The organism is Dehalococcoides mccartyi 195 (assembly GCF_000011905.1).
Lineage (GTDB): Bacteria > Chloroflexota > Dehalococcoidia > Dehalococcoidales > Dehalococcoidaceae > Dehalococcoides > Dehalococcoides mccartyi.
Genome location: NC_002936.3, coordinates 1296501 through 1317452, shown reverse-complemented (window position 1 = coordinate 1317452; position 20952 = coordinate 1296501). Strand labels below are relative to the sequence as shown.

Sequence of the window (20952 nt, the reverse complement as noted above, 5' to 3'; positions counted from 1 at the left end):
AACTACTCCGGTACGGGTTCAACCAGCTCAAACTTGCCGTCAGCAAAGCGGCGGAGCAGGTTTACCCGTTTGGTGTCCGGGCCTAAAAAGAGCAGGTATTCTTCACCTGATAGGTTCATCTGGTTGACCGCTTCTTCTACGGTCATGGGTTTGGCCTCTTGTTTGCGTCTTCGGATTAGAGGCTCTTTGGAAGATGAAAATGTATCCGGCTGACTGAGGCGTATACTTTCACGATTGCGTGCTTTTACTTCCATCTTGCCTTTGGCATGGTCAATCTGCTGGTTAAGCACCTCTACCGCCCGGTCAGCGGCGGTCAGCAGGTTTTCTGCCCGTTCTTCAGCGTAAAGTACGTCTGTACCGGTATTGAGCGTGGCTTTAAGGATAAAATGGTCTGCCTGTGAGCGGGTTTGTTCCTCGTCAAGCTCTATCCTGAATTCGGAAATCTGGGGCAGTATCCGGGTTATCCGTCCCATTTTGCGTTGGATATAACTGCGGGTGCGGTTGTCCAGACGGCAATTCTTGGTGGTAATCTGAATCTCCATACTCTACACTCCTCTATCTTTCTCTGGCTATGGTCAGTCCCCATACGCTGAGGGCACCAGCCTCTTTAAGAGTGGCGGCGCAGGCATTCAGGGTAGCGCCTGTGGTTGCTACATCATCTATTATAATCACCCTGGGGGCGGTTGTCGTGGGGTATTTGAAAATAAATGCATTTTTGACATTTTCCAGACGCTCAGCACGGCTTTTGGTACGTGCCTGCGGGGCAGATGACAGTGAACGTTCCAGCCAGTGTTCATCCAGTTTCAAACCTGTTCTGCGGCAGAGTTCCCTTGCCAGCAGCAGGGACTGGTTGTAGCCGCGGTATTTCAAGCGGCTGGGGTGGAGGGGTACGGGTACAACAATATCAGCCGGAATGGGGTTTTGTTTCAGGTAGTCTGCCAGAAAATCCCCCAGCAAGGGGGCAACCGAACGCAGGTTGTGGTATTTAAGGGCATATATAGCTTGGGCAATGCCGCCTTCAAAGTTGAAAACCGAACGCAGCCCGTCCAGATGGACTTTGCCGGAAAGACACATGGGGCAAACCCCGTCATCTCCGGTATGATGGCCGCAGAGTGAGCAGACCGGCGGAGTAATATAACTCAGGCTGCCACTGCATCTGGCACAGAACAGCTTGCCTTCTTTGCCGCAGACCAGACACTGCTGGGGAAAGACTAAGTCAAGAAGGGTATCCTTGAGGGATTGATGCCAAAGTTTCATCTGTTTGCCCCCCGGCAGATTGAGCTGGCGTTTCCCGGCCTAGTGCTGGCGGTTGTTGCCGTTTATGATGGGTTCGTTTATATATATATCCCCGTTGCGGATTTTAAGGTTGAAGCCGCAGTTGGGGTTGGAACAGACCCAGGCTTTGTAATGGATGGACGCACCCTGGCTGCCAAAGTCTGACAGGGGTAGCAAATCACCCTGATTGCATTTTAAACATTTCGGAAAACCTGTATTCTCCACGAAGCTACCTCCCGGCTGAGACCTTGTTTTAAGTTGATTGAGTATACTCCAAGAGGCTTATCCTGACAAGACTAGGCGAGGCTGATTTGGGCCAGTCTGGTGTATACCGGCCCGGCGGCTAAAAGCTGGCTTTGGAAAAGACAGATATGTGAGGCTTTGAAACTGGTTTTAGGAAAGGGGGGTGCGGTTTTAAGTGATTCGGCGGCGGTTTGCAGGTCACTTTTTGCAGCCACCTCCTTAAGACGCCCCAGGGTTAGGTGGGGAGCAAAATCCCGTTTTTCTGCCGGAAAACCCAGCCCTGAAATATTTTTTTCAACCTCCGCAAAGAGGGTATTTAGTTTTTCTATCTCACCATGCAGCCCCAGCCAGATTACCTTGGGGCTTGAAAGTGAGGGGAAAGTCCCTATGCGGGTGGTGGATAGGGTAAAGGCGTGGCAGACCTGTGCGGCTTCCTCCAGCCCCTTTATGATATTGGGTATTTGGCTTAAAGGGGTATCCCCCAGGAATTTGATAGTCAGATGCATTGATTCGGGGTTTACCCATTTGACAGCTTGTGAGGGTATGGGTAATGCATCCCGGAGACCGGCGAGTCTGGTTTTTAGCTCCGGCGGCAGTTCTATAGCAATAAAGGTGCGGATAAGTCCTTCGGTCAAGATTGGTCTTTCCCTTCGCCCAGCCAGTTCAGGGCGTTTTGCTGCATTACCTTTGCCAATATATCCGGCTCAAGACAGCCTTGTGCCAGATGTTTCAAGGTGCGTTCATAAGCCATCAGGGGGTAATCACTGCCGAAAAGGAGTTTATTTTCCCCGCTCAGGGTTATCACCTGACGGTAAATCTCCGGTTTGTACAGGAAAGGGGCGGCGGCGGTGTCATAGGCGGTATTGGCCAGCGCTTTTTCAGCTTCGGGCATAAGGTGGTAAAAGGGCATGCCCCCGCCCAGATGGGCAAGTACCAACTTAAGCTCAGGGTAGCGGGCAACAAAGGGGTAAAACTTTTCCGGAGTGGTATTGCCCTTGCCGGAGTAGATATGCCCCAGCGGCTCTGAAGCGTGAAAAAGGCAGATCAGGCTGTTTTCGGATATCCGGTCAAACAGAGGTTGATAGGCAGGGGAAGCCAGTCTTTCCGGCTCTTCGGTGCGGAGTTCACCCAAACCCTTTACTCCCAGCTCAAGGCAGCGCTCCAGTTCCTTAAGGCTGGCCGCCGGGTCTGAAACAGGTAAAGCGCAGAACGGGATAAGCCTTTTGGGATAGCGGCGGGCAGAATCCAGCAGGTAGTTATTGGTAAGTGCGCACAGCTCGGCTGAATCCCAGCTGATATTAAGGGTTACCGCCTGGCTTATGCCGGCTTCGTCCATTGCCGTTAACAGTTCCTCTGCGGTAATCATTTTGGCTTTGGGATTTGAATACAGCATTCCCAGGCAGCTATCCCGGCAGGCGTAGTCCTGCCGGGCTGCAATGATTTCGGGCGGGAAAATATGGGTATGAAAATCTATTATCATAAGGGTTGGATTTTTATTCCTTTTCAGCGGTTTCTTTTTCTTCGGCAGCGGCAGCCGGTTTTTCTTCGGGTTCTTCAGGCAGGCTGGCTGTTACCGGGGTTTCAACCTTAAGGTGGATTTCGCTTACTTTGGCCACCAGAAGGTCAGGCTCGTTCAGTATGCGGGCATTGCCGGGCAGAACGATATCTTTTATGTAAAGGTCTTTTTCCGGACTGTCAAACTGGGATAGCTCAATATGTATTTCCGGCGGAAGGTCATCCGGCAGGGCTTCAACCGTAAGGTGGGTAAAGGGGGCGGTCAGTTTGTGGCCTTTTTCTTTGAGAAGGGGTGACTCCCCGCTGAAATGGATGGGGATTTCCGCTGTTACTTTCTCTTTCAGGTTTATCTGGTAAAAATCTACGTGCTGGAGATAGCCTTTTACCGGGTGGCGCTGTATTTCACGTATAAATGCCTTGCGGGTCTTTTTGTCCGTATCCAGTTTTAGGCTTACCAGGTGGGAACTGCCCGCCCGGCTGATGGTAGACTCAAGTTCCTGGGTGTTTGCCTGAAGTGCCAGTGATTTCAGGCCGTGACCGAAGATGTGGACCGGGGTTATTCCCTGAGCCCTCAGGAATTTGTTTTTGTTGCCGAAAACCTGCCGGGGATTAAGTGCCAGGCTGATACCAGTCATTTTGTGCCTCCTTCAAATCAGATAAAATTTTTTACCTGTTATGCTGAGAAAATCCGGGTATCTCTCTGATTATTCCTTTGTCAATGGCTCCTTGGATAAACTTCAAATTATTTCTGAAGCTGGTTATTAACTTCCCCTTGACATGGCATCTGGACTGTCAAGCGCTGTCCAGGGGTTAGACAAGTCCCCATTCATGGTAAGCCTGCTGGATTACGGCCAGATATTCGGCGGAGGGTTTACCCTCGTCATCAGAGCGGCGGCGGGTATGGGTAAAGGCTTCCAGCAGATTGCCGTCATCGTCATGGACATTTACTTTTATTCGTTCGCTGTTAGCCGGATACTCTTCATGGGCGTCCAGTTTGCGCAGTCCCGATTCGCTGATTTCATAAAGCCCGCCTTTGGCTCTGTCACCGCGGGAAGGTTTGATGCTGGCCAGTGCCCCGTGCCATTTGCGTGAATAGCCCAGGAAAACCAGCTTGTAGTTAGCCAGAGAGGCACTCTGTTTGGGGGCAGCGTCCGGGCAGATTTCCTTCATTTGTTTGCGGCTGAGGGTCTGTCCGTAGGCGAAATACAGCATGTCACTCTCCTGTCTGTTACTTAGATTATATCATTATAGCTGTTTGGTAAAGGGCTTTAAATGGGTGTTGTGGATGATATAGCGGGGGATATTTGGCCGTTAGTGTCCCTGTCCTGCTTTGCGTCAATTTGACTTATTGACTGATTCCGTTTATATTTGGGCAAAATGCGGGTTTGTCTGGAGAGGCCATGAAGGCTGCTGAAGAACCAATCTTGATAGAGGTGCTGACCCGTCTTAACGAATACGGGCCTGATGACCTTTTTGTCTGTTGTGCCAGTTTTGAAGAACGGTGTGTTACCTCTGTCCAGCGGATGAGCCCGAATTTCCGGGCGCGCTATTCCATTATTTTTGTGATTGAAGAACCCCGCCATGAAGAACTGGTGGAAGTAAACCTGGCCAAGATACAGGCTATTCTCTCCCGCAAAACGGCGGAGGGTTTGTTTGTTATCCGCTGCCAGCGCGAAGACCCGGTTGACGGTATCGGTCAGTTAAAGAGTATCTGGCACAGGTGCAAACCCAAAGATTCCGAAGAGCCGTTTATAACGGTGGATATATCAGGTTTTACCAAGGTCTACCTGCTGGGGCTGATGCATTACCTGGTGGCTGAGGCTAATCTGGGACTGCCCCGCATGATTCATACCACCCAGTCTTATTCCCCCACCCGCCTGACTCAGGGTGTACAGCAGATAAGCACGGTTACCAATTACTTCGGGAATATATCTCTGGAAAAAGACAATGTTCTGGTGCTGTTCCTGGGTTTTGAACCTGAACGGGCGCTTTCGGTCTGGAAGCAGTTTAATCCCACCCGGACCATTGCCCTGATAACCGCCCCCCGTGACAGCAACCTGGAATACCTGAAATACGCCGAAAAAAATAACGAGTACCTGCTTTCCCAGCCATCGGTAGAGGTGCGGCAGGCTCCGGCGGATAATCCCTGGGCAGTCCGCAATATACTTGAGTCTATTTATGATGAAGTCAAGACCACCTATAACATGGTGATAGGACCGTTCGGCACTAAGCCCCAGGTGGTGGGCGTTTTCCTGTTCTGGCTGGAACACCCCAAGGTTCAGATAGTCTATTCATTCCCTCAGGAATATACCAAGTCATATCTTAACCGCCGTCCCGGTCAAACCTACCTGCTGCCTTTGTCTCTAAGCTCCAAGTAGCCTGTTCAGAGGCGTTTTTTAAGGGCTGTATATCCGGCTTTCATTACCCGGTTGTGATTCCAGATAAATAGCGGCTTAAAGACAAAACCCAGAAAATTCATCAGCCTGCCGGTGGTGCTTACTTCCCAGATATAGGTGCTGATAGTATTGCCATTGTCAGCGGTAAGTGTCCAGACCCCCTGTCCCGTCAAATCCCCCCGGCTTTGCATCACTATTTCACCGAAGGGTACAGCTTTGGTTATTTCCAGCTCAAAGTTCAGGTCTCCGGTTAGCCCCTTTACTGCTGTCTGTATGCGGCAGCCCTGCAGCATTTCCTGTTCTTTAGACAGTATTTCAAACCGCTTTACCCCCGGCCACCATTCGGGCATACTGCGGGCATCTTTAATCAGCTCCCAGACCTTTTGGGGCGGGGCATCAAAGTGCCAGACAGTTTTAAACAGATATTTTATCAAAATAAATCCTTGCCTGTGATAAATTATTATAAACCTGACGGCAAAGGTGGCAACAGGTGTTGACAGAATATACCTTGAGGACATAGCATTCTGGGGTAGGAGTGTAATAAATGCATGAGTGAGTTCTGGAATGATATTCTGCTGACCTTTGTGCCGCTGTTTATAGTGGTGGATGCGGTGGGTAATCTGCCTTTTGTAATATCCATTACTGACCAAATTCCCGCCGGAGAACGCAAAAAAGTAGTCAACCTTTCAGTTATCACCGCCTCCCTGCTGGGGTTAGTGTTTCTTTTTATGGGCAAACTGATACTGGACCTGATGGGAATATCCGTAGGGGCGTTTGCCATTGCCGGCGGTATTATCCTGCTGCTTTTTGCCATACGCTATATGACCAGCGGGCACATGGTGGAGGTTATCAAGGAGGAGATGGTGGCGGTTGTGCCCATAGGTACTCCCCTTACCATGGGGCCGGCCACTATTACCACCCTGATTTTGCTGGTAAACCAATTTCCCGTGTATATAGTACTAATTTCCTTTGGCCTGAATATGCTGGCAACCTGGCTTATTTTCAAGTCTAACGAATGGTTTATTCACTACATGGGGCAGGGCGGTCTCAAAGCTATGTCACGCATCTTCAGCCTGTTTCTGGCGGCTATTGCAATCAGCATGATTATCAAGGGTTTGCGTCTTGAGGAGATACTTGGGGCGGTTGGCGGGGGGAGCTAAACTAAAATATAGCTAAAAAATGTTGGCTAAAGGCTTGACATTGCGTTCAGAGTGTTTTATCGTTTATACAAATCTAATAGGAGGTAAGCTATGCAGGGTTATTGTATGAAATGCCGCGCTAAGAAGGAAATGAAAAATACCAAGCAGATCACCATGAAGAACGGCCGTCCCGCTACTCAGGGTGTTTGCCCCGATTGCGGCACCAAAATGTTCAAAATCGGCAAAGCATAGGTTTTTTTATCTGTTTGTTGAAATAGCCGGGGATGTGAATCATGCCCGGCTTTTCCATTTTGGGGGCATACCGCCCGATGAGCCATATTTGCCTGCCGTGCAGCTTCGGAATAAAGCCCGCTGACCCCTTGACAAAACTTGTGCCTTTGACTACACTTGTCAAGCCATGACTAAAGAAGGTATGACGATTGCCCAAGCCGCTGATTTACTGGGTGTTTCCACCCGTACCATTCGGCGTTATATCAAGTCCGGCAAGATACAGGCGGAGCTTGTTCCCGGCTCTTTCGGTGAGGAATACCGCATTTATGAAATCCCCTCTGACCTGAAGAAGGAAGATGAGGAAGACCTGTCCCTGCAGACTATCCAGACACCGGTCCAGTTTATGGACGTGGTGCGTGAATTGCATGAGAAAAATCTGGCTTTAGCCGCCCAGCTGGGGGCGGCCACCGAAAAGATTAAGCAGATGGAGAGTCAGCTGAAAATGCTGAATGCACCGGGTGATAACACTCCTGACAAAGCACCTAAAAAAGGCTGGTTTGAACGGCTCTGGCAGAAACTGGGCTGGACAGAAAAGGCCTGAGTTTCTAAGGGTAAGCATGTAAAGTATCCGGGATGAGCCCCGGATTTTTTATGCCGTTTAAAGGCGGTTTTTGCGGCTGCGGATAAAATGGGTCAGCCCCACTACTACCGGCAGGCCGATACTGTAAGCGACCACTCCGCCGGGCAGTCCGTAAAGTATAACCGCCAGCCACAGAAGCCCGAACATAACTGCCGAAGCCGCAATAACGCTGGAAGTAAACAGCAGTACCAGCAAGCCCAGACCACCCATAATAAGCATGGGCTGGGTGGCGATTAGCAGCATTACCCCTATGGCAGTTGCCTCACCCCGCCCTCCCCTGAATCCCAGCCAGACAGGCCAGTTATGCCCCAGAACTGCAGCCAAGCCGCAGAACATCACCCAGCCGGGGCTGAGACCAGCCGCCAGAGCCAGTGTAATGGCCAGAGAGCCTTTGGCAAGGTCAAAAACGAAGACTGCTAAACCCCAGCCGCGGCCAAGGCAGCGGTAGGCATTCTGGGCGCCCATGTTATGGTCACCCATCAGGCGGATATCTCGGTCTGTGCTCAGGTATCCGGCCAGATAGGCGGACGGGAATGTGCCCAGCAGGTAGCTTAGCAGGACAAAGAGTAAAGGCATATTGCAGCCTCAAAGTGGTGCCGGGGGTGGGGGTCGAACCCACAAGGATTGCTCCGGCGGATTTTAAGTCCGCTGCGTCTGCCGATTCCGCCACCCCGGCTAATTAGTAACGCCATTTTAGCGTCTTACGGTGCTTCTTTCAAGGAAAAACGCTATACTGGAATAATGAAGATAAAAAATATATTTGAAGCTCCGGGTTTTTTGAAACATGTTTTGGCTTTGGGTATTCTGTTTGGCGGGGGGATTGCCGGGGCGCTCATATTCAGCACTCTGGCAGTAGTTGCCATCGGCTCTGATTCAGCCGGTTTTGCCGCTTTGGGCGGGGCTGTACTGGGCATAATTCTGGGTTACCCTTTGGGGCTTAGCATGGCTATGATCTGGCTGCGTTTCCGGACTCCTTATGCGGGTTCTGCCGGACTGGGGGTGTTAGGGGCTGTTCTGGGGGTATTGCTTACTATCGGCCTGGCCGAAGTTACCCATCTTAACCAGAACTCCGACCTGCTGTTTATGTCATTTTTCATAGCAGTGCCCTTGCTGGCGTTTCTGGGGTATCGCTTAAAGTTCATCTGGAGGGTTGTCAGCGGCAAAAACATTTAAATAACTGCATTTCACCGGCTTTATAAAATTTATGCCCGTGTTTGCTTCGGATTGCAGTCCGGCGGCACGGGTTTTTTTATGCCGAAATACGCATTAGACAGCAGGTATTTCCGGTATCAGCCTTGCGAAAGCAAAAGATAAGACGGTCAATGCTGAGTTTGAAAAGGCTGGAAAGCAAAATGAAAATTATGGGAAGTTGATGGGGATTGAAAGTATCTGGAGGCGACGAGCGGATTCGAACCGCTGAATAGGGGTTTTGCAGACCCCTGCCTTGCCACTTGGCTACGTCGCCCAGCCAAAGATTAGATTTTACGCCAGATAAGTGATTTTGGAGCGGAAGACGAGATTCGAACTCGCGACCTCCTCCTTGGCAAGGAGGCATTCTACCGCTGAACTACTTCCGCCCCTATAACTTATTGGTGCCGAGAGGGAGATTTGAACTCCCACGAGCTCATCACTCACTAGCCCCTCAAGCTAGCGTGTCTGCCATTCCACCATCTCGGCCAATATGGCAGGAGTGGAAGGATTCGAACCCTCGACCGGCGGTTTTGGAGACCGCTGCTCTACCGGACTGAGCTACACTCCTAAATCGTAAAAATCTAGAGAAGTATCTTACTACTAAACTGCCCCCTAAGTCAACTCCGCCTGAGGGCAGTTCAGCTTTCGTCCGGCATCGCTTTTCAAAGAGTTTTCAGGCAGATTTTGCGCTCTGGCGGGCGATGGTAGTTCCCACAAACAGGGCTATCAGCCCCATAATGCTGAGGGCACAGCCCCCGAATATTCCGGCTGCTTTCATGTAACCGCCCACCTGGACAAGCAGCGGGCTGAACAGGCTTTTCAAGGTGGTAAGCAGGGGTATAACCTGGGCGGAATAGTCATCCGGGTTTATGCCCTGAAAGTACGAGCCGATAAAATTGCCCCACTCCGGTATGGATATAAATACCAGTACTGCTCCCGTAAGTATAAGACAGCCAAGTGCCATAATGCCGAATCCATGTTTGCGTTCCAGTTTCATTCTATTCTCCTATTCTTTTTGGGGGGACTTTATGCCGGAAAGCTGGCTGGCTATCATTTGGGGGATAAAACCTTCAGGGCTGGTAAATCCCTCTCCGTAAGCTTCCCGGGTCAGGTAAAGCATAACTACCGCTGACATCAGTGTACGGGCGGTGACGTCCAGACGGTGTTCTTTTAAAACCCCTTGCTTGACGCCCTGGTCAAGGAGGGAGATGAGCGAAGTTACCCCCTGGCGTATCATGCTGAACCAGACCTAGCTGACGGCCGGATTGCTGGTTCCTTCCCGCAGAAAGATAGCCACCAGCTCTTTTTTTGATTCCAGCAGGCGGTAAAACTGAAGACAGAGCTGGCTGAGGACAGATTCGATACTCTGTTTGCCCTGTTTGGCTATTATGTTTTTTAACAGGGGCAGGAAACTGTGTTCGGCTATTACCGCCTCCATCAGGGCTTTTTTGTTGGAGAAGTAATGGTAAAGCAGCTCCAGAGATGTTCCGGCTGCTTCGGATATCTGGCTGATAGTTGCCCCCTGATAGCCTTGTTCAGCGAATACCTTTAGGGCAGCGTCCAGTATTTCCTGGCGGCGTTTTTCAGCCTGTATTCTGCGGGTTTCCGGTTTAGCTGTTTCGGGCATGGGCGTTTCCTTTAAAGTTCATTGAATATTCATTCAATATATACTAATTATAGTTTAAAAGCGGGCATTGTCAATACATCCTGAAAGATATTTCGGGGTTGGGGAAAATAAAAAAGGCCGGGCAGAATAACTGTCCAGCCTGTGTCAATGCTTGGGGTGTTAGTTCAGCAGATGCGCGGCAGCAGCTCTCCGCTTTGCATATCCAGTATGCGGAGCGCCCCCAGCGGGGTGCGTATGCTTACCCGCCCGGGGTTTGGGGAGATTACCCGCCCGATAATGGCGCTGTCTTTCCCGTAAGGGTGAGCTTTCATGGCAGAGAGTACGGCCGGGGCATCTTTTTCCGGCATTATAGCTATAATTTTCCCCTCGTTGGCTACATACAGGGGGTCAAGGCCGAGTGCCTCACAGGCACCGCCCACTGCCGGCTTGACGGGTATAGACTCCTCGTTAAGTTCTATGCCCACCTGTGACTGCCCGGCTATTTCGTTAAGGGTGGTTGCCAGCCCGCCTCTGGTGGGGTCACGCATGACGTGTATCCGGGGGCAGACTTTGAGCATATCGGTGATAAGCCCGTTCAAGGGGGCGCAGTCACTTTCAACGGCTGTTTTAAAGTTAAGCCCTTCCCTCTGGGCCATAATGGCTATGCCGTGGTCACCCATAGTGCCGGATACAATTACCGCATCATCCGGACGTGCGTTTGCACCGGATATGTCCAGCCCTTCGGGTATGAAGCCTACCCCGGCGGTATTTATAAATATCTTGTCGGCTTTGCCGGTATTGACCACTTTGGTGTCTCCGGTGACTATTTCCACCCCGGCTTCTTTAGCGGCAGCGGCGATAGACTTTATTATTTCTTCCAGAGCGGATATGTCCAGGCCTTCTTCAATGATAAAAGCCAGGCTGAGGTATTTGGGTATAGCCCCCATAACAGACAGGTCATTGACTGTGCCGCAGACTGCCAGCTTGCCTATATTGCCGCCGGGAAAGAAAATGGGGTTTACTACGTAACTGTCGGTAGTAAAAGCCGTTTTCCCTTTGGACTCAAAAACAGCCGCATCATCCAGCTTGTTTAGGAGCGGGTTGGACAGAGACTGGACAAGGTGCTTTGTGATAAGGTCATGGGTTAAGCGCCCGCCCGAACCGTGGGCCAGCAGGATTTTGGTTTTATCCAAGTTTGCCTCCGTAGTGGTAATAGGCGGCGCAGGTGCCCTCGGAAGAGACCATGCACGGCCCGACCGGGTTTTCCGGGGTGCAGACCTTTGAAAAAAGCTTGCATTCCAGAGGTGTCCGGGTGCCTTTGATAATTTCACCGCACAGACAGCCGGGTGTTTCGCGGCTGGGCTCGGAAAGTTTTATCTCAAAGTTTTTTTCGGCATCAAAAGCGGCAAATTCAGGCCGCAGGCAGAGGCCGCTTTGGGGTAAAATACCTATCCCCCGCCAGTTGGCCGGGCAGATATCAAATACTTCATCCATAATCTTAAGGGCGGCAGTATTGCCTTCAGGTTTGACTGCCCGTGAATAGCTGACGTCCAGACGGGGAGTTGCGTCTTCCACCTGGTCTACCAGAGACTTAACACAGTAGAGTATGTCCAGGCTTTCAAAGCCTGACACGGCACAAGCCAGATGGTATTCCTCTGGAATAAATTCCCAGGCATTGCTGCCGGTAATAGAAGAAACATGGCCGGGGCAGATTATGCCCGAAAGGCGGGTTTCACCTGCATCCAGTATCGCCCGCATAACGGGAGGGGTTATTTTGTGAATTGACATTACATAATAATTAGCAAGCCCCTGATTACGAGCCTGTATTACCGAAGCGGCAATGGTGGGGGCGGTGGTTTCAAAACCTATACCCACAAAGATAACCTTTTTCAAGGGGTTCTGGCGGGCTATCTCCAGTGCGTCCATGGTAGAGTAGACAATACGTACGTCCGCCCCTTCCGCCCGCACTTCCAGCAGGCTTTGGCGGCTGGAGGGAACCCTTAGCAGGTCTCCGAATGAGCAGATTATAACCCCTGGCAGCCTGGACAGGGCTATGACTTTGTCCAGGTCGGCGGTAGAGGTTACACAAACAGGGCAGCCCGGCCCTGACAGCATTTCAATATGGGGCGGCAGCAGCTGGCGGATGCCGTAGCGGAAAATGGCTACGGTATGCCCGCCGCAAAACTCCATAAAGCGGGCAGGCTTGGTGGAACGTTTGTTTATATATTCCAGCAGGGTGCGTCCTGACTGGCTGCTGCGGAATTCCTCTATGAAATTCACTCTTTACAGCATCTCCATCTGCTTGAATATAGACAGGGTTTCCAAAGCGTCTTTTTCGTCTATTACCTGTATGGCATAGCCGGTGTGAAGCAGTACGTAATCACCCGCTTTGGCTTCGGGGGTGAGCATCAGGCTGGCTTTATAGGTAGTCCCGTTCAGGTCTACCTCCGCTACCCCGTCTTCAACTGATATTATTTTGGCAGGTACGGCAAGGCACATTATATTCCTCCTTGGCTGGTGGCTATTACCGCCTGACCCAGTGATATGCAGCCGTCATTAGAGGGGATTTCTTTATGGGTAATCACTTCAAATCCCTCTGCTTCCAGCTTTTTTATCACCTGGCGGAAAACCCGCCTGTTCTGGAAAACCCCGCCTGAAAGGGCTACTTTGGTAAGGCCGCTTCGGGCTGAAAGCCTTAGGCAGGTGTCCAGAACTATCTGGCTGACAGTATTGTGAAATTTTACCGATATATAAGCGGCTGTTTTGCCTGATGAAAGGTCTGAAAGGACGCCTTGGATTATGCCCTTCAGCCGTATCAGGTAAATGCCCTTGTCTAAGTCTAACTCAAAGGGGTAGCACTGGGCAAATTCGGTATCCCCGGCTTCGGTTTCCAACTCTATGGCCGGCTGGGAATCATAGTTTGCCACTTGGCAGATTCCGCACAGGGCGGCAACTGCATCAAACAGCCTGCCCGCACTGGAAGTAAGGGGTGAGTTCAGTTTCCGCTCAAGCTGGGTTTTTATGATATCCAGTTCTTCCGGTTCTATATTTTTAAAAAAGTTCAAACCCTCTTCCCCCAGCAGGGTGTAGACATATGACACGGCTGTGCGGTAGGGTTTTTTAATGGCGGCTTCGCCTCCGGGGAGAGGCAGGTATTCCAGATGGGCTTGGCGGCTAAAACCCTGTTTTATGCCCCCGCAGAAAAATTCCCCGCCCCAGATATGCCCGTCCAGCCCGTAGCCGGTGCCGTCCAGAGCCACCCCGATAACCTCTTCGTCACAGTTGTTTTCCGCCAGACAGGAGGCAATATGGGCATGGTGGTGCTGGACTTTGACCAGAGGTATGTCAAGGCTGGCTGAGCGTGCCTCAGCCAGAGCGGTGGTAATATAACCGGGGTGGAGGTCTGAAGCTATTATTTGGGGGTTTAAGCGGAATAGCTTCAGGTAAACCGCCAGGGTTTCTTCAAAGCTGTCCAGCGTTTCGGGGTTTTGCATATCCCCTATATGCTGGCTGACAAAAGCATAACCGTCTTTAAGCAGGCAGAAGGTGTTTTTTTCCTGCGGACCAAGCGCCAGTACTTCTTTATCCGTAAAAGAGGTCTGGACAGGGTAGGGGGCATAACCCCTGCCCCGCCTGATTACCCTTTTTGCACCGGCCTCATACATGACCACGCTGTCATCATAACGGGAGTAGATGGGGCGGTTGTGAAGCAGAAAATAATCCGCTATATTGCCCAGCCGTTTCAGGGCTTCGTCATTGTCTTTGGCAATGGGCTCTGCGCTCAGATTGCCGCTGGTCATGATAAGGGGTTTACCCGTTTCCTTTAAAAGCAGGTGGTGGAGAGGGGTGTATGCCAGCATTATGCCCAGATAATTTTGTTTAGGGGCGGTTTCGGGGCATATGGGGCTTTCCCTGTTCCATTTGCAAAGGACAATGGGTGCGGCAGGTGAAATAAGCAGCTTTTCCTCTTCGGCGGATATAAAACAGTGTTTGCGGGCTTCGGCTATATCAGGAAGCATAACCGCAAAGGGTTTGGAAGGGCGGTGTTTACGGCGCCGGAGGGTATTAACCGCCAGCTGATTAGTGGCGTCAGCGGCCAGCAGAAAGCCCCCCAGACCCCGTATGGCTAAAATCCGGCCGTCTTTCAGCAGTTTTGCGGCTTCTGCTATAGCATCGGCACTTTCAAGCTCTTTTCCGGTTTTATCCACCAGCCAGAGGCGGGGGCCGCACACCGGGCAGGCATTGGGCTGGGCATGGAAACGGCGGTCTAAAGGGTTGTCATATTCGGCCTGGCAGACCGGGCACATTTCAAAGTCTTTCATAGTGGTCAGGGGTCTGTCATAGGGTATGTCCTCAATTATGGTAAAACGGGGGCCGCAGTTGGTGCAGTTGGTAAAGGGGTAACGGTAGCGGCGGTTTCGGGGGTCAGATACATCATTTTGGCACTGGGTGCAGGTGGCTATATCCGGTGAAACCAGCTGAAAACGCCCGGAAAGGCTCTGGCTGGGTTTGATGGTAAACCCTTCTTCACCTGTTAAGGGTATTTCAGTCTGTTTAAATGTTTTAATAACTGACTGGGGCGGGCTGAGGCTAATTAGCTCATCTGAAAAGCTGTCCAGCGCTTGTTCAATCCCTTCTGCCTCTATCTCCACTCCGGCAGAAGTATTCCTGACCCAGCCGTTTAAGCCGTGTTTGGCGGCCAGCTGGTAAACAAAGGGGCGGAAGCCCACCCCCTGGACAATCCCGCTGATGGCAAAGGCAAACCGCTTGGTTTGCTTAGGTGCGGGCATCTATTTCCCCTTGAGGAGGTTGCTTTTCAGCCAGGCTGTCCATTCGTCCAGCCCCTGGCCATTCCTTACTGAAAGCTCAATTATTTTTACGTCCGGGTTGAGACCCAGTACTGTTTTGCGGAAGGATTCCATATTAAAATCACTAAGCGGCAGGTAATCCATTTTGGTTATGACTATTACGTCTGTATCCCTGAACATAAAGGGGTATTTGGTGGGTTTGTCATCACCCTCCGGCACGGATGCCAGCACTACCCTTTTGGCTTCGCCCAGCTGAAATCCGGCCGGGCAGACCAGATTGCCCACGTTTTCAATAAAAATAATATCCAGCTTGTCCAGTTCCAGCCCGTCTGCGGCTGAGGCTACCATGTTGGCATCCAGATGGCAGCCCCCGTCTGTATTTATCTGAATAGCCTGCGAACCGGTGGCGGCTATTTTTTCGGCATCTACGCTTGAGGCTATATCACCCTCTATCACACCCACCCGGGCATCATCTCCCAGCAGCTCAATAGTTTTAAGAAGCAAGCTGGTTTTACCGGCGCCGGGTGAAGACATGACATTTATCACCAGTATGCCTTTTCCGGCAAACATATCCTTGTTTCTGGCAGCCAGCTGGTCATTCATGTCGGTAATATTTTTAAGAACTTTGACTTTCATCATCTACCTCAATGCTTTCAATAAAAAATTCGTTGCCGGCTATCACTTCGGCATTCCAGCCCTGACATTTGGGGCAGACCAGTGCATGCTGCCCTGAAGGGAAGGTATGGCCGCACAAACGGCAGCGGAATTCGGCGGGTATGCGCTTAAATTCTAAAAGCGCCCCCTTGGCCATAGTGTCCTGGCTGAGTATATCAAAACACATTTTTACGCTGTCTTCCACCACGCCTGCATATTCGCCTATCACCAGATTTATCCGGCTGATTTTACGGGCTTTGGCTTCTTCAGCCTTGGCTACAATTGTTTTTAGCAGTTCTTCGGTTATGGATAGTTCGTGCATAATTCTTATTTAATTATAAGGCAGACCCGCTTGGGTGTCTAATTCGGGGGGTATTTGACACCTTTTAAGGCTGTGTTTATTATTCAGAAAGAAGCGAGGTGTTTATTTGTATGAATTAAGTGTTTTGCCAAGCGGTTTGCGGGTAATAAGCCACCATATGCCTGCCAGCCGTTCGGTTACCATTTGCGTATATATCGGGGTGGGTTCGCGTTATGAAACAGACTGCGAGGCCGGTGCCAGCCACTTTATAGAACACATGGTATTCAGGGGTAGCAAAAAGTATCCTGATTCCCAGCTTATTTCCAGTGCCATAGAGGGGGTGGGGGGTATTTTGAATGCGGCTACCGACCGTGAGTCTACCCTTTATTATGCCAAAGTGGGCAGTGACAAGTTTGCTCTGGCCCTGGATGTGCTTTCGGATATGCTGGTAACCCCCCTGTTTAACCCCGAAGACCTTGAGAAGGAACGCAAGGTAATCTACGAAGAAATAAGCATGAGCCTGGACAACCCTTCCCACCGGGTAGGGCTGCTGCTTGATGAGATACTCTGGCCGGATCACCCGCTGGGGCGGGATATAGCCGGCAGCCGCCAGAGTGTGGCCGGTCTGGACAGCCAAAAACTGCTTGATTTCATGCACCGCCATTACACCCCTGCCAATATAGTGGTGGCAGTAGCCGGGGATATAAAGCATAAGAACGCCGTTTCGGCCATTTCTCAGGCCTTTGGCGGTTTGGCCGGGCAGCAAAAAGTTCAGACCTTTGAGCCGTATCACTCCGGCAACCCTTGTCAGGTAGGGGTGGACAAGCGTGATGCCGAGCAGATTAACCTGATGCTGGCCATGCCGGGCATGAACCGTCTGGATGAACGCCGTTATGCTTTCAGCATATTAAACACTATACTGGGTGACGGCATGAGCAGCCGCCTTTTTGCCCGTGTCAGGGATAATCTGGGTTTGGCTTATTCTGTCCAGTCCGGGCTTGAGTATTTGCATGATACCGGGGCTTTCTCTGTTTTTGCGGCGGTAGATCCGGCTAATCTGACTGCCTGTATAAAGGCTGTACTTAGTGAACTGGAAACTGCCAAGACAACCATAACAGCTGAAGAGTTGACAAAGGCTAAGGAAATGTCCAAGGGACGGATTCAGCTGGCTATGGAAGACAGCCGCTATATGGCCAAGTGGATAGGTTCTCAGGAACTGCTGTGCCAAAGGGTGAACACCCACGAAGATGTTATTCGCCTGATAGACGGGGTCAGCCTGAAAGGTGTTATGCAACTGGCAGGCGAATACTTCCAAAAACCCCAAATGCGGCTGGCACTGGTAGGGCCTGTTGACAAAGATGCAGTAGCCTGTCTGCTGAAAGACTAGACAATATATTTGTATCTAAGCCTATTGTGAATAATAGAAAAGGGCGGGACTTTAAAGTCCCGCCCTTCTTGTTTAACCCGTTTGGGTCTTAGTACATTCCGGGAGCTTCAGGCATGGGGGGAGCGGGGTTTTTATCCTGAATATCAGCTACCAGTGAGTCGGTGATGAGAACCATATTGGCAATGGAGGAAGCGTTCTCAAGGGCAGAGCGGACAACCATGGTGGGGTCAATGATACCCATTTCAGCCATATCGCCGAAGACATCTTTCTCAGCGTTGTAACCATGGCCTACGGGTGAGTTCTTGACCTTGTCAACGATAACGTTGCCGTCTTTGCCGGCGTTGGTAGCAATCCAGCGGACGGGTTCAATAAGAGCCTTGCGGACAATGCTGACACCGGTGGCTTCGTCGCCTTCCAGTTTCAGGGCATCAAGGCAGGGCAGGGCATTCAGGAGGCCGGTACCGCCGCCGGGCAGGATACCTTCTTCAATGGCGGCACGGGTGGCAGCCAAAGCATCTTCAACGCGGGCTTTGCGCTCTTTCATTTCGGTTTCGGTAGCAGCGCCTACTGCGATAACAGCTACGCCGCCGACCAGAGCAGCCTGGCGTTCCTGCAGTTTTTCGCGGTCAAAGGCAGATTCGGTTTCTTCAATCTGGGCTTTAATCTGCTTGATGCGGTTCTTGATAGCTTCGGCAGAGCCTTCGCCGTCAATAATGGTGGTCTTGTCTTTATTGGAGACAACTCTGCGAGCATGACCGAGGTCAGCTTCGGTTACGGAATCCAGCTTGCGGCCGGCTTCCTTGCTGATTACATGGCCGCCGGTCAGTATGGCCATATCTTCCAGCATAGCTTTCTGGCGGTCGCCATAGCCGGGGGCTTTGACAGCCAGGATATTCAGGTTGCCGCGCAGCTTGTTGACTACCAGGGTAGCCAGAGCTTCGGCTTCAACGTTTTCGGCTACAATGACCAGATTCTTTGAAATCTGCAGGATTTTTTCCAGAGCGGGCAGCAGCTCGGCAACGGTTTCAATCTTGCGGTCGGTCATCAGGATGGTGGCATCTTCCATGATGGATTCCATCCGGCCGGGGTCAGTTACGAAGTAAGCGCTGATATAACCGCGGTCAAACTGCATACCTTCTACGTAGCTGGTTTCATAGCGCAGACCACGGGATTCTTCAATAGTGATAACACCGTCTTTGCCGACTTTATCCATAACGTCAGCAATCAGGTTGCCGATTTCGGGGTCTTTACCGGTGATGGTGGCTACCTGAACAATCTGCTGTTTGCCCTTGACGGGGGTGGAGTTCTTGCGGAGCTGGGCCTTAAGAGCGGCCACAGCCTTTTCAATGCCGCGTTTCAGGTTGATGGGTTCGGCACCGGCGGCAATATTCTTGAAGGCTTCGTTGATAAGGGCCTGAGCCAGTACGATAGAGGTGGTAGTACCGTCACCGGCGGCATCGCTGGTGCGGGTTGCGGCCTCTTTGACCAGCTGGGCACCCATATTTTCAAAAGCATCGGGCAGTTCAATATCACGGGCAATGGTTACACCGTCATCTATAACAGTGGGTGCGCCCCATTTCCGCTCCAGGGCAACGGGATGACCTTTGGGACCAAGGGTTACTCTTACTGTGTTAGCCAGAGTATCAACGCCCTTCTTGAGGGAGACCCTGACTTTTTCGCCAAATATAATCTGCTTAGCCATTATACCTCCTAATATTCGTTAAAAAATTTAGCCTACGATTTTAGCCATAATCTGGCTTTCGGGCATGATGATGTAATCAATACCGCCAGATTTAAGTTCAACACCGCCGAATTTGGGGAAAAGAACCTTGTCACCGACTTTAATGCTCATGAGTTCGCGTTTGCCATCTTTGTCCAGACGGCCGGGGCCCACGGCGACAATCACGCCTTCCTGAGATTTTTCCTGAGCGGCGTCAGGGATGATGATACCGCCTTTGCTCATGTCTTGTTTTTCCTGGGGCTGGATGAGTACCATGTTGTGCAGGGGTTCGAATCTAGTTGCCATTATTCCTCCTTCTAAGTTTGACTAAATTTATTGCGGCAATGTTTTAGCAGTCTCAGTACGAGACTGCTAACAGGCATATAATACAGCACTGGGAAGTCGGCTGCAACTGCAATCAGCGGTAATTACAGGTATTTAGAATAAAATAACCATAAATACACCCTTAAGACTACGAAAAGCTATTTAATCCAATGCTGATAACTCTCCGGAATGCTTTACAGTATGTCAATAGCAATGCTTAGCAGAGCTTTAACAGGGTTTGCTAAACTGAAAATATACTAAAGTATAGAATAGTACTAAGCATAAATGCGCAGTCAATTTACGTATTAAGTACGATAGCAAGGGCTCTGGTTCTGGTCTATACTGATTGCAGTTCTCAAAGATCTGGATGGTCTTTGAAATACTGTACAGGCCGCCTCAAATACTGTACAGTTTGTAAAAGGGAGCTCGGAAACGAGTTCCTTTTTTATTTGGCGAAGAAATGCTTTAGATATCAGGAAACAACGGACAGCGCCGGCAGTACATCCATGTCCAGCCTGTCCTGACCGCCGGATATAAAGCGGAAATAGCCGCAGGAGGCTATTACGGCGGCATTGTCGGTACATAAGCCTATGGGTGGTATGGAAACCGGCAGAGGGGATTGTTCGCTTAGCTGTTTACGCAGCAGGTTATTGGCGGCCACTCCGCCTGCCAGCAGTATCTGCTTTACGTTGTACTCATGGGCGCAGTTCAGGGTCTTGGTTACCAGTACATCTACCACCGCTTTTTGAAAGCTGGCGGCGGCGTCATTTACCGAACAGACTTCGCCGTTTTCCACCAGCCGGAGCAGGGCGGTTTTCAGTCCGCTAAAGCTGAAGTCATGGCTGCCGGGTATCCACGAGCGCGGCAAATCCAGTACTGCCTCACCGTCCTGCGAAGCTCTGTCTATGGCCGGCCCGCCTGGATAGCTTAAACCCAGTATTCTGGCGGCTTTGTCAAAGGCTTCTCCGGCGGCATCATCACGGGTACGTCCCAGCAGCTGATACTGACCATGCCCTTTCATCAGCACCAGGTCGGTATGCCCGCCTGAGACAGTCAGGCACAGGCAGGGGAATTCCGGTATCCTGCCGGAAAGCCAGTTGGCATAGATATGGCCGTGCAGGTGGTTTACCGCCACCAGGGGTATGCCGCGGGCGGCGGCTATGGCTTTGGCGGCATTTACCCCCACTATCAGAGAGCCTGCCAGACCCGGCCCGTTGGTTACAGCTATGGCCGAAATTTCATCAAATCCGGTACGTGCTTCCTTAAGTGCGTCACTTATGACCGGTAATATGGAAAGCAGGTGCTGGCGGGAAGCCACTTCGGGGACTACCCCGCCGTAACGGGAGTGGATATCTATCTGCGAGGATACCCGGTTGGATAAAATATTTACCCCGTCTGCCACTACTGCGGCAGCGGTTTCATCACAGGAGCTTTCTATACCGAGTATCTTCATATATGCAGGATTATAGCATAGACAATGTCAAGGGGCTAAACCCTTTGACACCTATATAGGGCAATGTTA

General features: G+C 51.0%; 27 protein-coding genes and 5 tRNA genes. 6 read left to right on the top strand and 26 right to left on the bottom strand.

The window, feature by feature from the left end:
- Positions 1-2: 2 nt before the first annotated feature.
- From hpf to DET_RS07425, 7 genes are all read right to left on the bottom strand, one after another.
- The gene (gene hpf / locus DET_RS07470; protein ID WP_010937139.1) at positions 3-542 is read right to left on the bottom strand and encodes a ribosome hibernation-promoting factor, HPF/YfiA family; all 540 of its coding nucleotides are present in this window, start codon (positions 540-542) and stop codon (positions 3-5) included.
- Between the two features lie 13 nt (positions 543-555).
- The gene (locus tag DET_RS07460; protein ID WP_010937138.1) at positions 556-1257 is read right to left on the bottom strand and encodes a ComF family protein; all 702 of its coding nucleotides are present in this window, start codon (positions 1255-1257) and stop codon (positions 556-558) included.
- A 39-nt stretch (positions 1258-1296) separates the two neighbouring features.
- On the bottom strand, positions 1297-1500 hold the full coding sequence (locus DET_RS07445; protein ID WP_010937137.1) for a hypothetical protein: 204 nt from the start codon (positions 1498-1500) through the stop codon (positions 1297-1299).
- A gap of 71 nt (positions 1501-1571) precedes the next feature.
- A complete protein-coding gene (gene thpR, locus DET_RS07440) occupies positions 1572-2153 on the bottom strand; it encodes an RNA 2',3'-cyclic phosphodiesterase (RefSeq protein WP_010937136.1) in 582 nt (193 codons plus the stop codon).
- On the bottom strand, positions 2150-2998 hold the full coding sequence (locus DET_RS07435; protein WP_010937135.1) for an amidohydrolase family protein: 849 nt from the start codon (positions 2996-2998) through the stop codon (positions 2150-2152). Before DET_RS07435 ends, thpR begins: the two co-directional genes overlap by 4 nt.
- A 13-nt stretch (positions 2999-3011) precedes the next feature.
- Complete coding sequence (locus DET_RS07430; RefSeq protein ID WP_010937134.1) at positions 3012-3668, bottom strand: 50S ribosomal protein L25/general stress protein Ctc; 657 nt, start codon at positions 3666-3668, stop codon at positions 3012-3014.
- A gap of 175 nt (positions 3669-3843) precedes the next feature.
- Positions 3844-4245 (bottom strand): gamma-glutamylcyclotransferase family protein, encoded by a 402-nt coding sequence (locus DET_RS07425; RefSeq protein ID WP_010937132.1) that lies wholly within the window; start codon positions 4243-4245, stop codon positions 3844-3846.
- Between the two features lie 188 nt (positions 4246-4433).
- Between DET_RS07425 and DET_RS07420 the strand changes: the two genes are divergently transcribed.
- Positions 4434-5411, top strand: coding sequence for a hypothetical protein (locus DET_RS07420; RefSeq protein ID WP_010937131.1), 978 nt, complete (start codon positions 4434-4436; stop codon positions 5409-5411).
- A gap of 5 nt (positions 5412-5416) precedes the next feature.
- Here DET_RS07420 and DET_RS07415 read toward each other — a convergent pair whose 3' ends face one another.
- Complete coding sequence (locus tag DET_RS07415; RefSeq protein WP_010937130.1) at positions 5417-5863, bottom strand: SRPBCC family protein; 447 nt, start codon at positions 5861-5863, stop codon at positions 5417-5419.
- A gap of 114 nt (positions 5864-5977) precedes the next feature.
- On the opposite strand from DET_RS07415, the gene DET_RS07410 reads away from it, so the two are divergent.
- The 3 genes from DET_RS07410 (at position 5978) to DET_RS07400 (ending at position 7400) form a co-directional block, all read left to right on the top strand.
- A complete protein-coding gene (locus tag DET_RS07410) occupies positions 5978-6589 on the top strand; it encodes a MarC family protein (RefSeq protein WP_010937129.1) in 612 nt (203 codons plus the stop codon).
- A 90-nt stretch (positions 6590-6679) separates the two neighbouring features.
- A complete protein-coding gene (locus DET_RS08730) occupies positions 6680-6820 on the top strand; it encodes a DUF5679 domain-containing protein (RefSeq protein ID WP_010937128.1) in 141 nt (46 codons plus the stop codon).
- 166 nt (positions 6821-6986) lie between these two features.
- Positions 6987-7400: a helix-turn-helix domain-containing protein gene (locus DET_RS07400; protein ID WP_010937126.1), complete on the top strand. Its 414-nt coding sequence runs from the start codon at positions 6987-6989 to the stop codon at positions 7398-7400.
- Between the two features lie 57 nt (positions 7401-7457).
- Here DET_RS07400 and DET_RS08590 read toward each other — a convergent pair whose 3' ends face one another.
- Together DET_RS08590 and DET_RS07385 are read right to left on the bottom strand one after the other, a co-directional pair.
- On the bottom strand, positions 7458-8015 hold the full coding sequence (locus DET_RS08590) for a glycerol-3-phosphate acyltransferase (RefSeq protein ID WP_010937125.1): 558 nt from the start codon (positions 8013-8015) through the stop codon (positions 7458-7460).
- A gap of 15 nt (positions 8016-8030) precedes the next feature.
- Positions 8031-8115, bottom strand: a tRNA-Leu gene (locus DET_RS07385).
- 65 nt (positions 8116-8180) lie between these two features.
- On the opposite strand from DET_RS07385, the gene DET_RS07380 reads away from it, so the two are divergent.
- Complete coding sequence (locus DET_RS07380; protein WP_041223479.1) at positions 8181-8612, top strand: hypothetical protein; 432 nt, start codon at positions 8181-8183, stop codon at positions 8610-8612.
- Positions 8613-8829: 217 nt separating this feature from the next.
- Here the strand turns inward: DET_RS07380 and DET_RS07375 are convergent.
- The 13 genes from DET_RS07375 to hypA all read right to left on the bottom strand — a co-directional run bounded on the left by DET_RS07375 (position 8830) and on the right by hypA (position 16020).
- Positions 8830-8904: transfer RNA gene (locus DET_RS07375), tRNA-Cys, on the bottom strand.
- 37 nt (positions 8905-8941) lie between these two features.
- A tRNA-Gly gene (locus DET_RS07370) sits at positions 8942-9016 on the bottom strand.
- A gap of 13 nt (positions 9017-9029) precedes the next feature.
- Positions 9030-9116, bottom strand: a tRNA-Leu gene (locus DET_RS07365).
- A gap of 5 nt (positions 9117-9121) precedes the next feature.
- A tRNA-Trp gene (locus DET_RS07360) sits at positions 9122-9198 on the bottom strand.
- A 105-nt stretch (positions 9199-9303) separates the two neighbouring features.
- Entirely contained in the window at positions 9304-9627 is a 324-nt protein-coding gene (locus DET_RS07355) for a hypothetical protein (RefSeq protein ID WP_010937123.1), read from the bottom strand.
- 9 nt (positions 9628-9636) lie between these two features.
- Entirely contained in the window at positions 9637-9867 is a 231-nt protein-coding gene (locus DET_RS08830) for a hypothetical protein (RefSeq protein ID WP_010937122.1), read from the bottom strand.
- A 12-nt stretch (positions 9868-9879) separates the two neighbouring features.
- Entirely contained in the window at positions 9880-10257 is a 378-nt protein-coding gene (locus DET_RS08825) for a TetR/AcrR family transcriptional regulator (RefSeq protein ID WP_010937121.1), read from the bottom strand.
- 164 nt (positions 10258-10421) lie between these two features.
- Positions 10422-11429 carry a hydrogenase expression/formation protein HypE gene (gene hypE / locus DET_RS07345; protein ID WP_010937120.1) on the bottom strand — a complete coding sequence of 336 codons (1008 nt, stop codon included), beginning with the start codon at positions 11427-11429 and terminating at the stop codon, positions 10422-10424.
- The gene (gene hypD / locus DET_RS07340; RefSeq protein WP_010937119.1) at positions 11422-12516 is read right to left on the bottom strand and encodes a hydrogenase formation protein HypD; all 1095 of its coding nucleotides are present in this window, start codon (positions 12514-12516) and stop codon (positions 11422-11424) included. The genes hypE and hypD overlap by 8 nt, the downstream gene beginning before the upstream one ends.
- A gap of 3 nt (positions 12517-12519) precedes the next feature.
- On the bottom strand, positions 12520-12735 hold the full coding sequence (locus DET_RS07335) for a HypC/HybG/HupF family hydrogenase formation chaperone (protein WP_010937118.1): 216 nt from the start codon (positions 12733-12735) through the stop codon (positions 12520-12522).
- Entirely contained in the window at positions 12735-15026 is a 2292-nt protein-coding gene (hypF, locus tag DET_RS07330; protein ID WP_010937117.1) for a carbamoyltransferase HypF, read from the bottom strand. Before hypF ends, DET_RS07335 begins: the two co-directional genes overlap by 1 nt.
- Positions 15027-15680: a hydrogenase nickel incorporation protein HypB gene (gene hypB / locus DET_RS07325; protein ID WP_010937116.1), complete on the bottom strand. Its 654-nt coding sequence runs from the start codon at positions 15678-15680 to the stop codon at positions 15027-15029. It abuts the gene before it with no gap.
- A complete protein-coding gene (gene hypA / locus DET_RS07320; protein ID WP_010937115.1) occupies positions 15661-16020 on the bottom strand; it encodes a hydrogenase maturation nickel metallochaperone HypA in 360 nt (119 codons plus the stop codon). Before hypA ends, hypB begins: the two co-directional genes overlap by 20 nt.
- Before the next feature lie 106 nt (positions 16021-16126).
- On the opposite strand from hypA, the gene DET_RS07315 reads away from it, so the two are divergent.
- Positions 16127-17386, top strand: a complete 1260-nt coding sequence (locus tag DET_RS07315; RefSeq protein ID WP_010937114.1) for a M16 family metallopeptidase — start codon at positions 16127-16129, stop codon at positions 17384-17386.
- Positions 17387-17474: 88 nt separating this feature from the next.
- Here the strand turns inward: DET_RS07315 and groL are convergent, their stop codons facing one another.
- The 3 genes from groL to tsaD form a co-directional block, all read right to left on the bottom strand.
- Positions 17475-19088: a chaperonin GroEL gene (groL, locus tag DET_RS07310; RefSeq protein WP_010937113.1), complete on the bottom strand. Its 1614-nt coding sequence runs from the start codon at positions 19086-19088 to the stop codon at positions 17475-17477.
- Positions 19089-19115: 27 nt separating this feature from the next.
- The gene (groES, locus tag DET_RS07305; RefSeq protein ID WP_010937112.1) at positions 19116-19412 is read right to left on the bottom strand and encodes a co-chaperone GroES; all 297 of its coding nucleotides are present in this window, start codon (positions 19410-19412) and stop codon (positions 19116-19118) included.
- 490 nt (positions 19413-19902) lie between these two features.
- Entirely contained in the window at positions 19903-20883 is a 981-nt protein-coding gene (gene tsaD / locus DET_RS07300; protein ID WP_010937111.1) for a tRNA (adenosine(37)-N6)-threonylcarbamoyltransferase complex transferase subunit TsaD, read from the bottom strand.
- Positions 20884-20952 lie beyond the last annotated feature (69 nt).

Coding starts and splice junctions, on each gene's coding strand:
- hpf (WP_010937139.1), bottom strand. CDS start 542: ATGGAGATTCAGATTACCACCAAGAATTGCCGTCTGGACAACCGCACC.
- DET_RS07460 (WP_010937138.1), bottom strand. CDS start 1,257: ATGAAACTTTGGCATCAATCCCTCAAGGATACCCTTCTTGACTTAGTC.
- DET_RS07435 (WP_010937135.1), bottom strand. CDS start 2,998: ATGATAATAGATTTTCATACCCATATTTTCCCGCCCGAAATCATTGCA.
- DET_RS07430 (WP_010937134.1), bottom strand. CDS start 3,668: ATGACTGGTATCAGCCTGGCACTTAATCCCCGGCAGGTTTTCGGCAAC.
- DET_RS07425 (WP_010937132.1), bottom strand. CDS start 4,245: ATGCTGTATTTCGCCTACGGACAGACCCTCAGCCGCAAACAAATGAAG.
- DET_RS07420 (WP_010937131.1), top strand. CDS start 4,434: ATGAAGGCTGCTGAAGAACCAATCTTGATAGAGGTGCTGACCCGTCTT.
- DET_RS07410 (WP_010937129.1), top strand. CDS start 5,978: ATGAGTGAGTTCTGGAATGATATTCTGCTGACCTTTGTGCCGCTGTTT.
- DET_RS08730 (WP_010937128.1), top strand. CDS start 6,680: ATGCAGGGTTATTGTATGAAATGCCGCGCTAAGAAGGAAATGAAAAAT.
- DET_RS07400 (WP_010937126.1), top strand. CDS start 6,987: ATGACTAAAGAAGGTATGACGATTGCCCAAGCCGCTGATTTACTGGGT.
- DET_RS08590 (WP_010937125.1), bottom strand. CDS start 8,015: ATGCCTTTACTCTTTGTCCTGCTAAGCTACCTGCTGGGCACATTCCCG.
- DET_RS07380 (WP_041223479.1), top strand. CDS start 8,181: ATGAAGATAAAAAATATATTTGAAGCTCCGGGTTTTTTGAAACATGTT.
- DET_RS07355 (WP_010937123.1), bottom strand. CDS start 9,627: ATGAAACTGGAACGCAAACATGGATTCGGCATTATGGCACTTGGCTGT.
- DET_RS08830 (WP_010937122.1), bottom strand. CDS start 9,867: ATGATACGCCAGGGGGTAACTTCGCTCATCTCCCTCCTTGACCAGGGC.
- DET_RS08825 (WP_010937121.1), bottom strand. CDS start 10,257: ATGCCCGAAACAGCTAAACCGGAAACCCGCAGAATACAGGCTGAAAAA.
- DET_RS07335 (WP_010937118.1), bottom strand. CDS start 12,735: ATGTGCCTTGCCGTACCTGCCAAAATAATATCAGTTGAAGACGGGGTA.
- hypF (WP_010937117.1), bottom strand. CDS start 15,026: ATGCCCGCACCTAAGCAAACCAAGCGGTTTGCCTTTGCCATCAGCGGG.
- hypB (WP_010937116.1), bottom strand. CDS start 15,680: ATGAAAGTCAAAGTTCTTAAAAATATTACCGACATGAATGACCAGCTG.
- hypA (WP_010937115.1), bottom strand. CDS start 16,020: ATGCACGAACTATCCATAACCGAAGAACTGCTAAAAACAATTGTAGCC.
- groL (WP_010937113.1), bottom strand. CDS start 19,088: ATGGCTAAGCAGATTATATTTGGCGAAAAAGTCAGGGTCTCCCTCAAG.
- groES (WP_010937112.1), bottom strand. CDS start 19,412: ATGGCAACTAGATTCGAACCCCTGCACAACATGGTACTCATCCAGCCC.
- tsaD (WP_010937111.1), bottom strand. CDS start 20,883: ATGAAGATACTCGGTATAGAAAGCTCCTGTGATGAAACCGCTGCCGCA.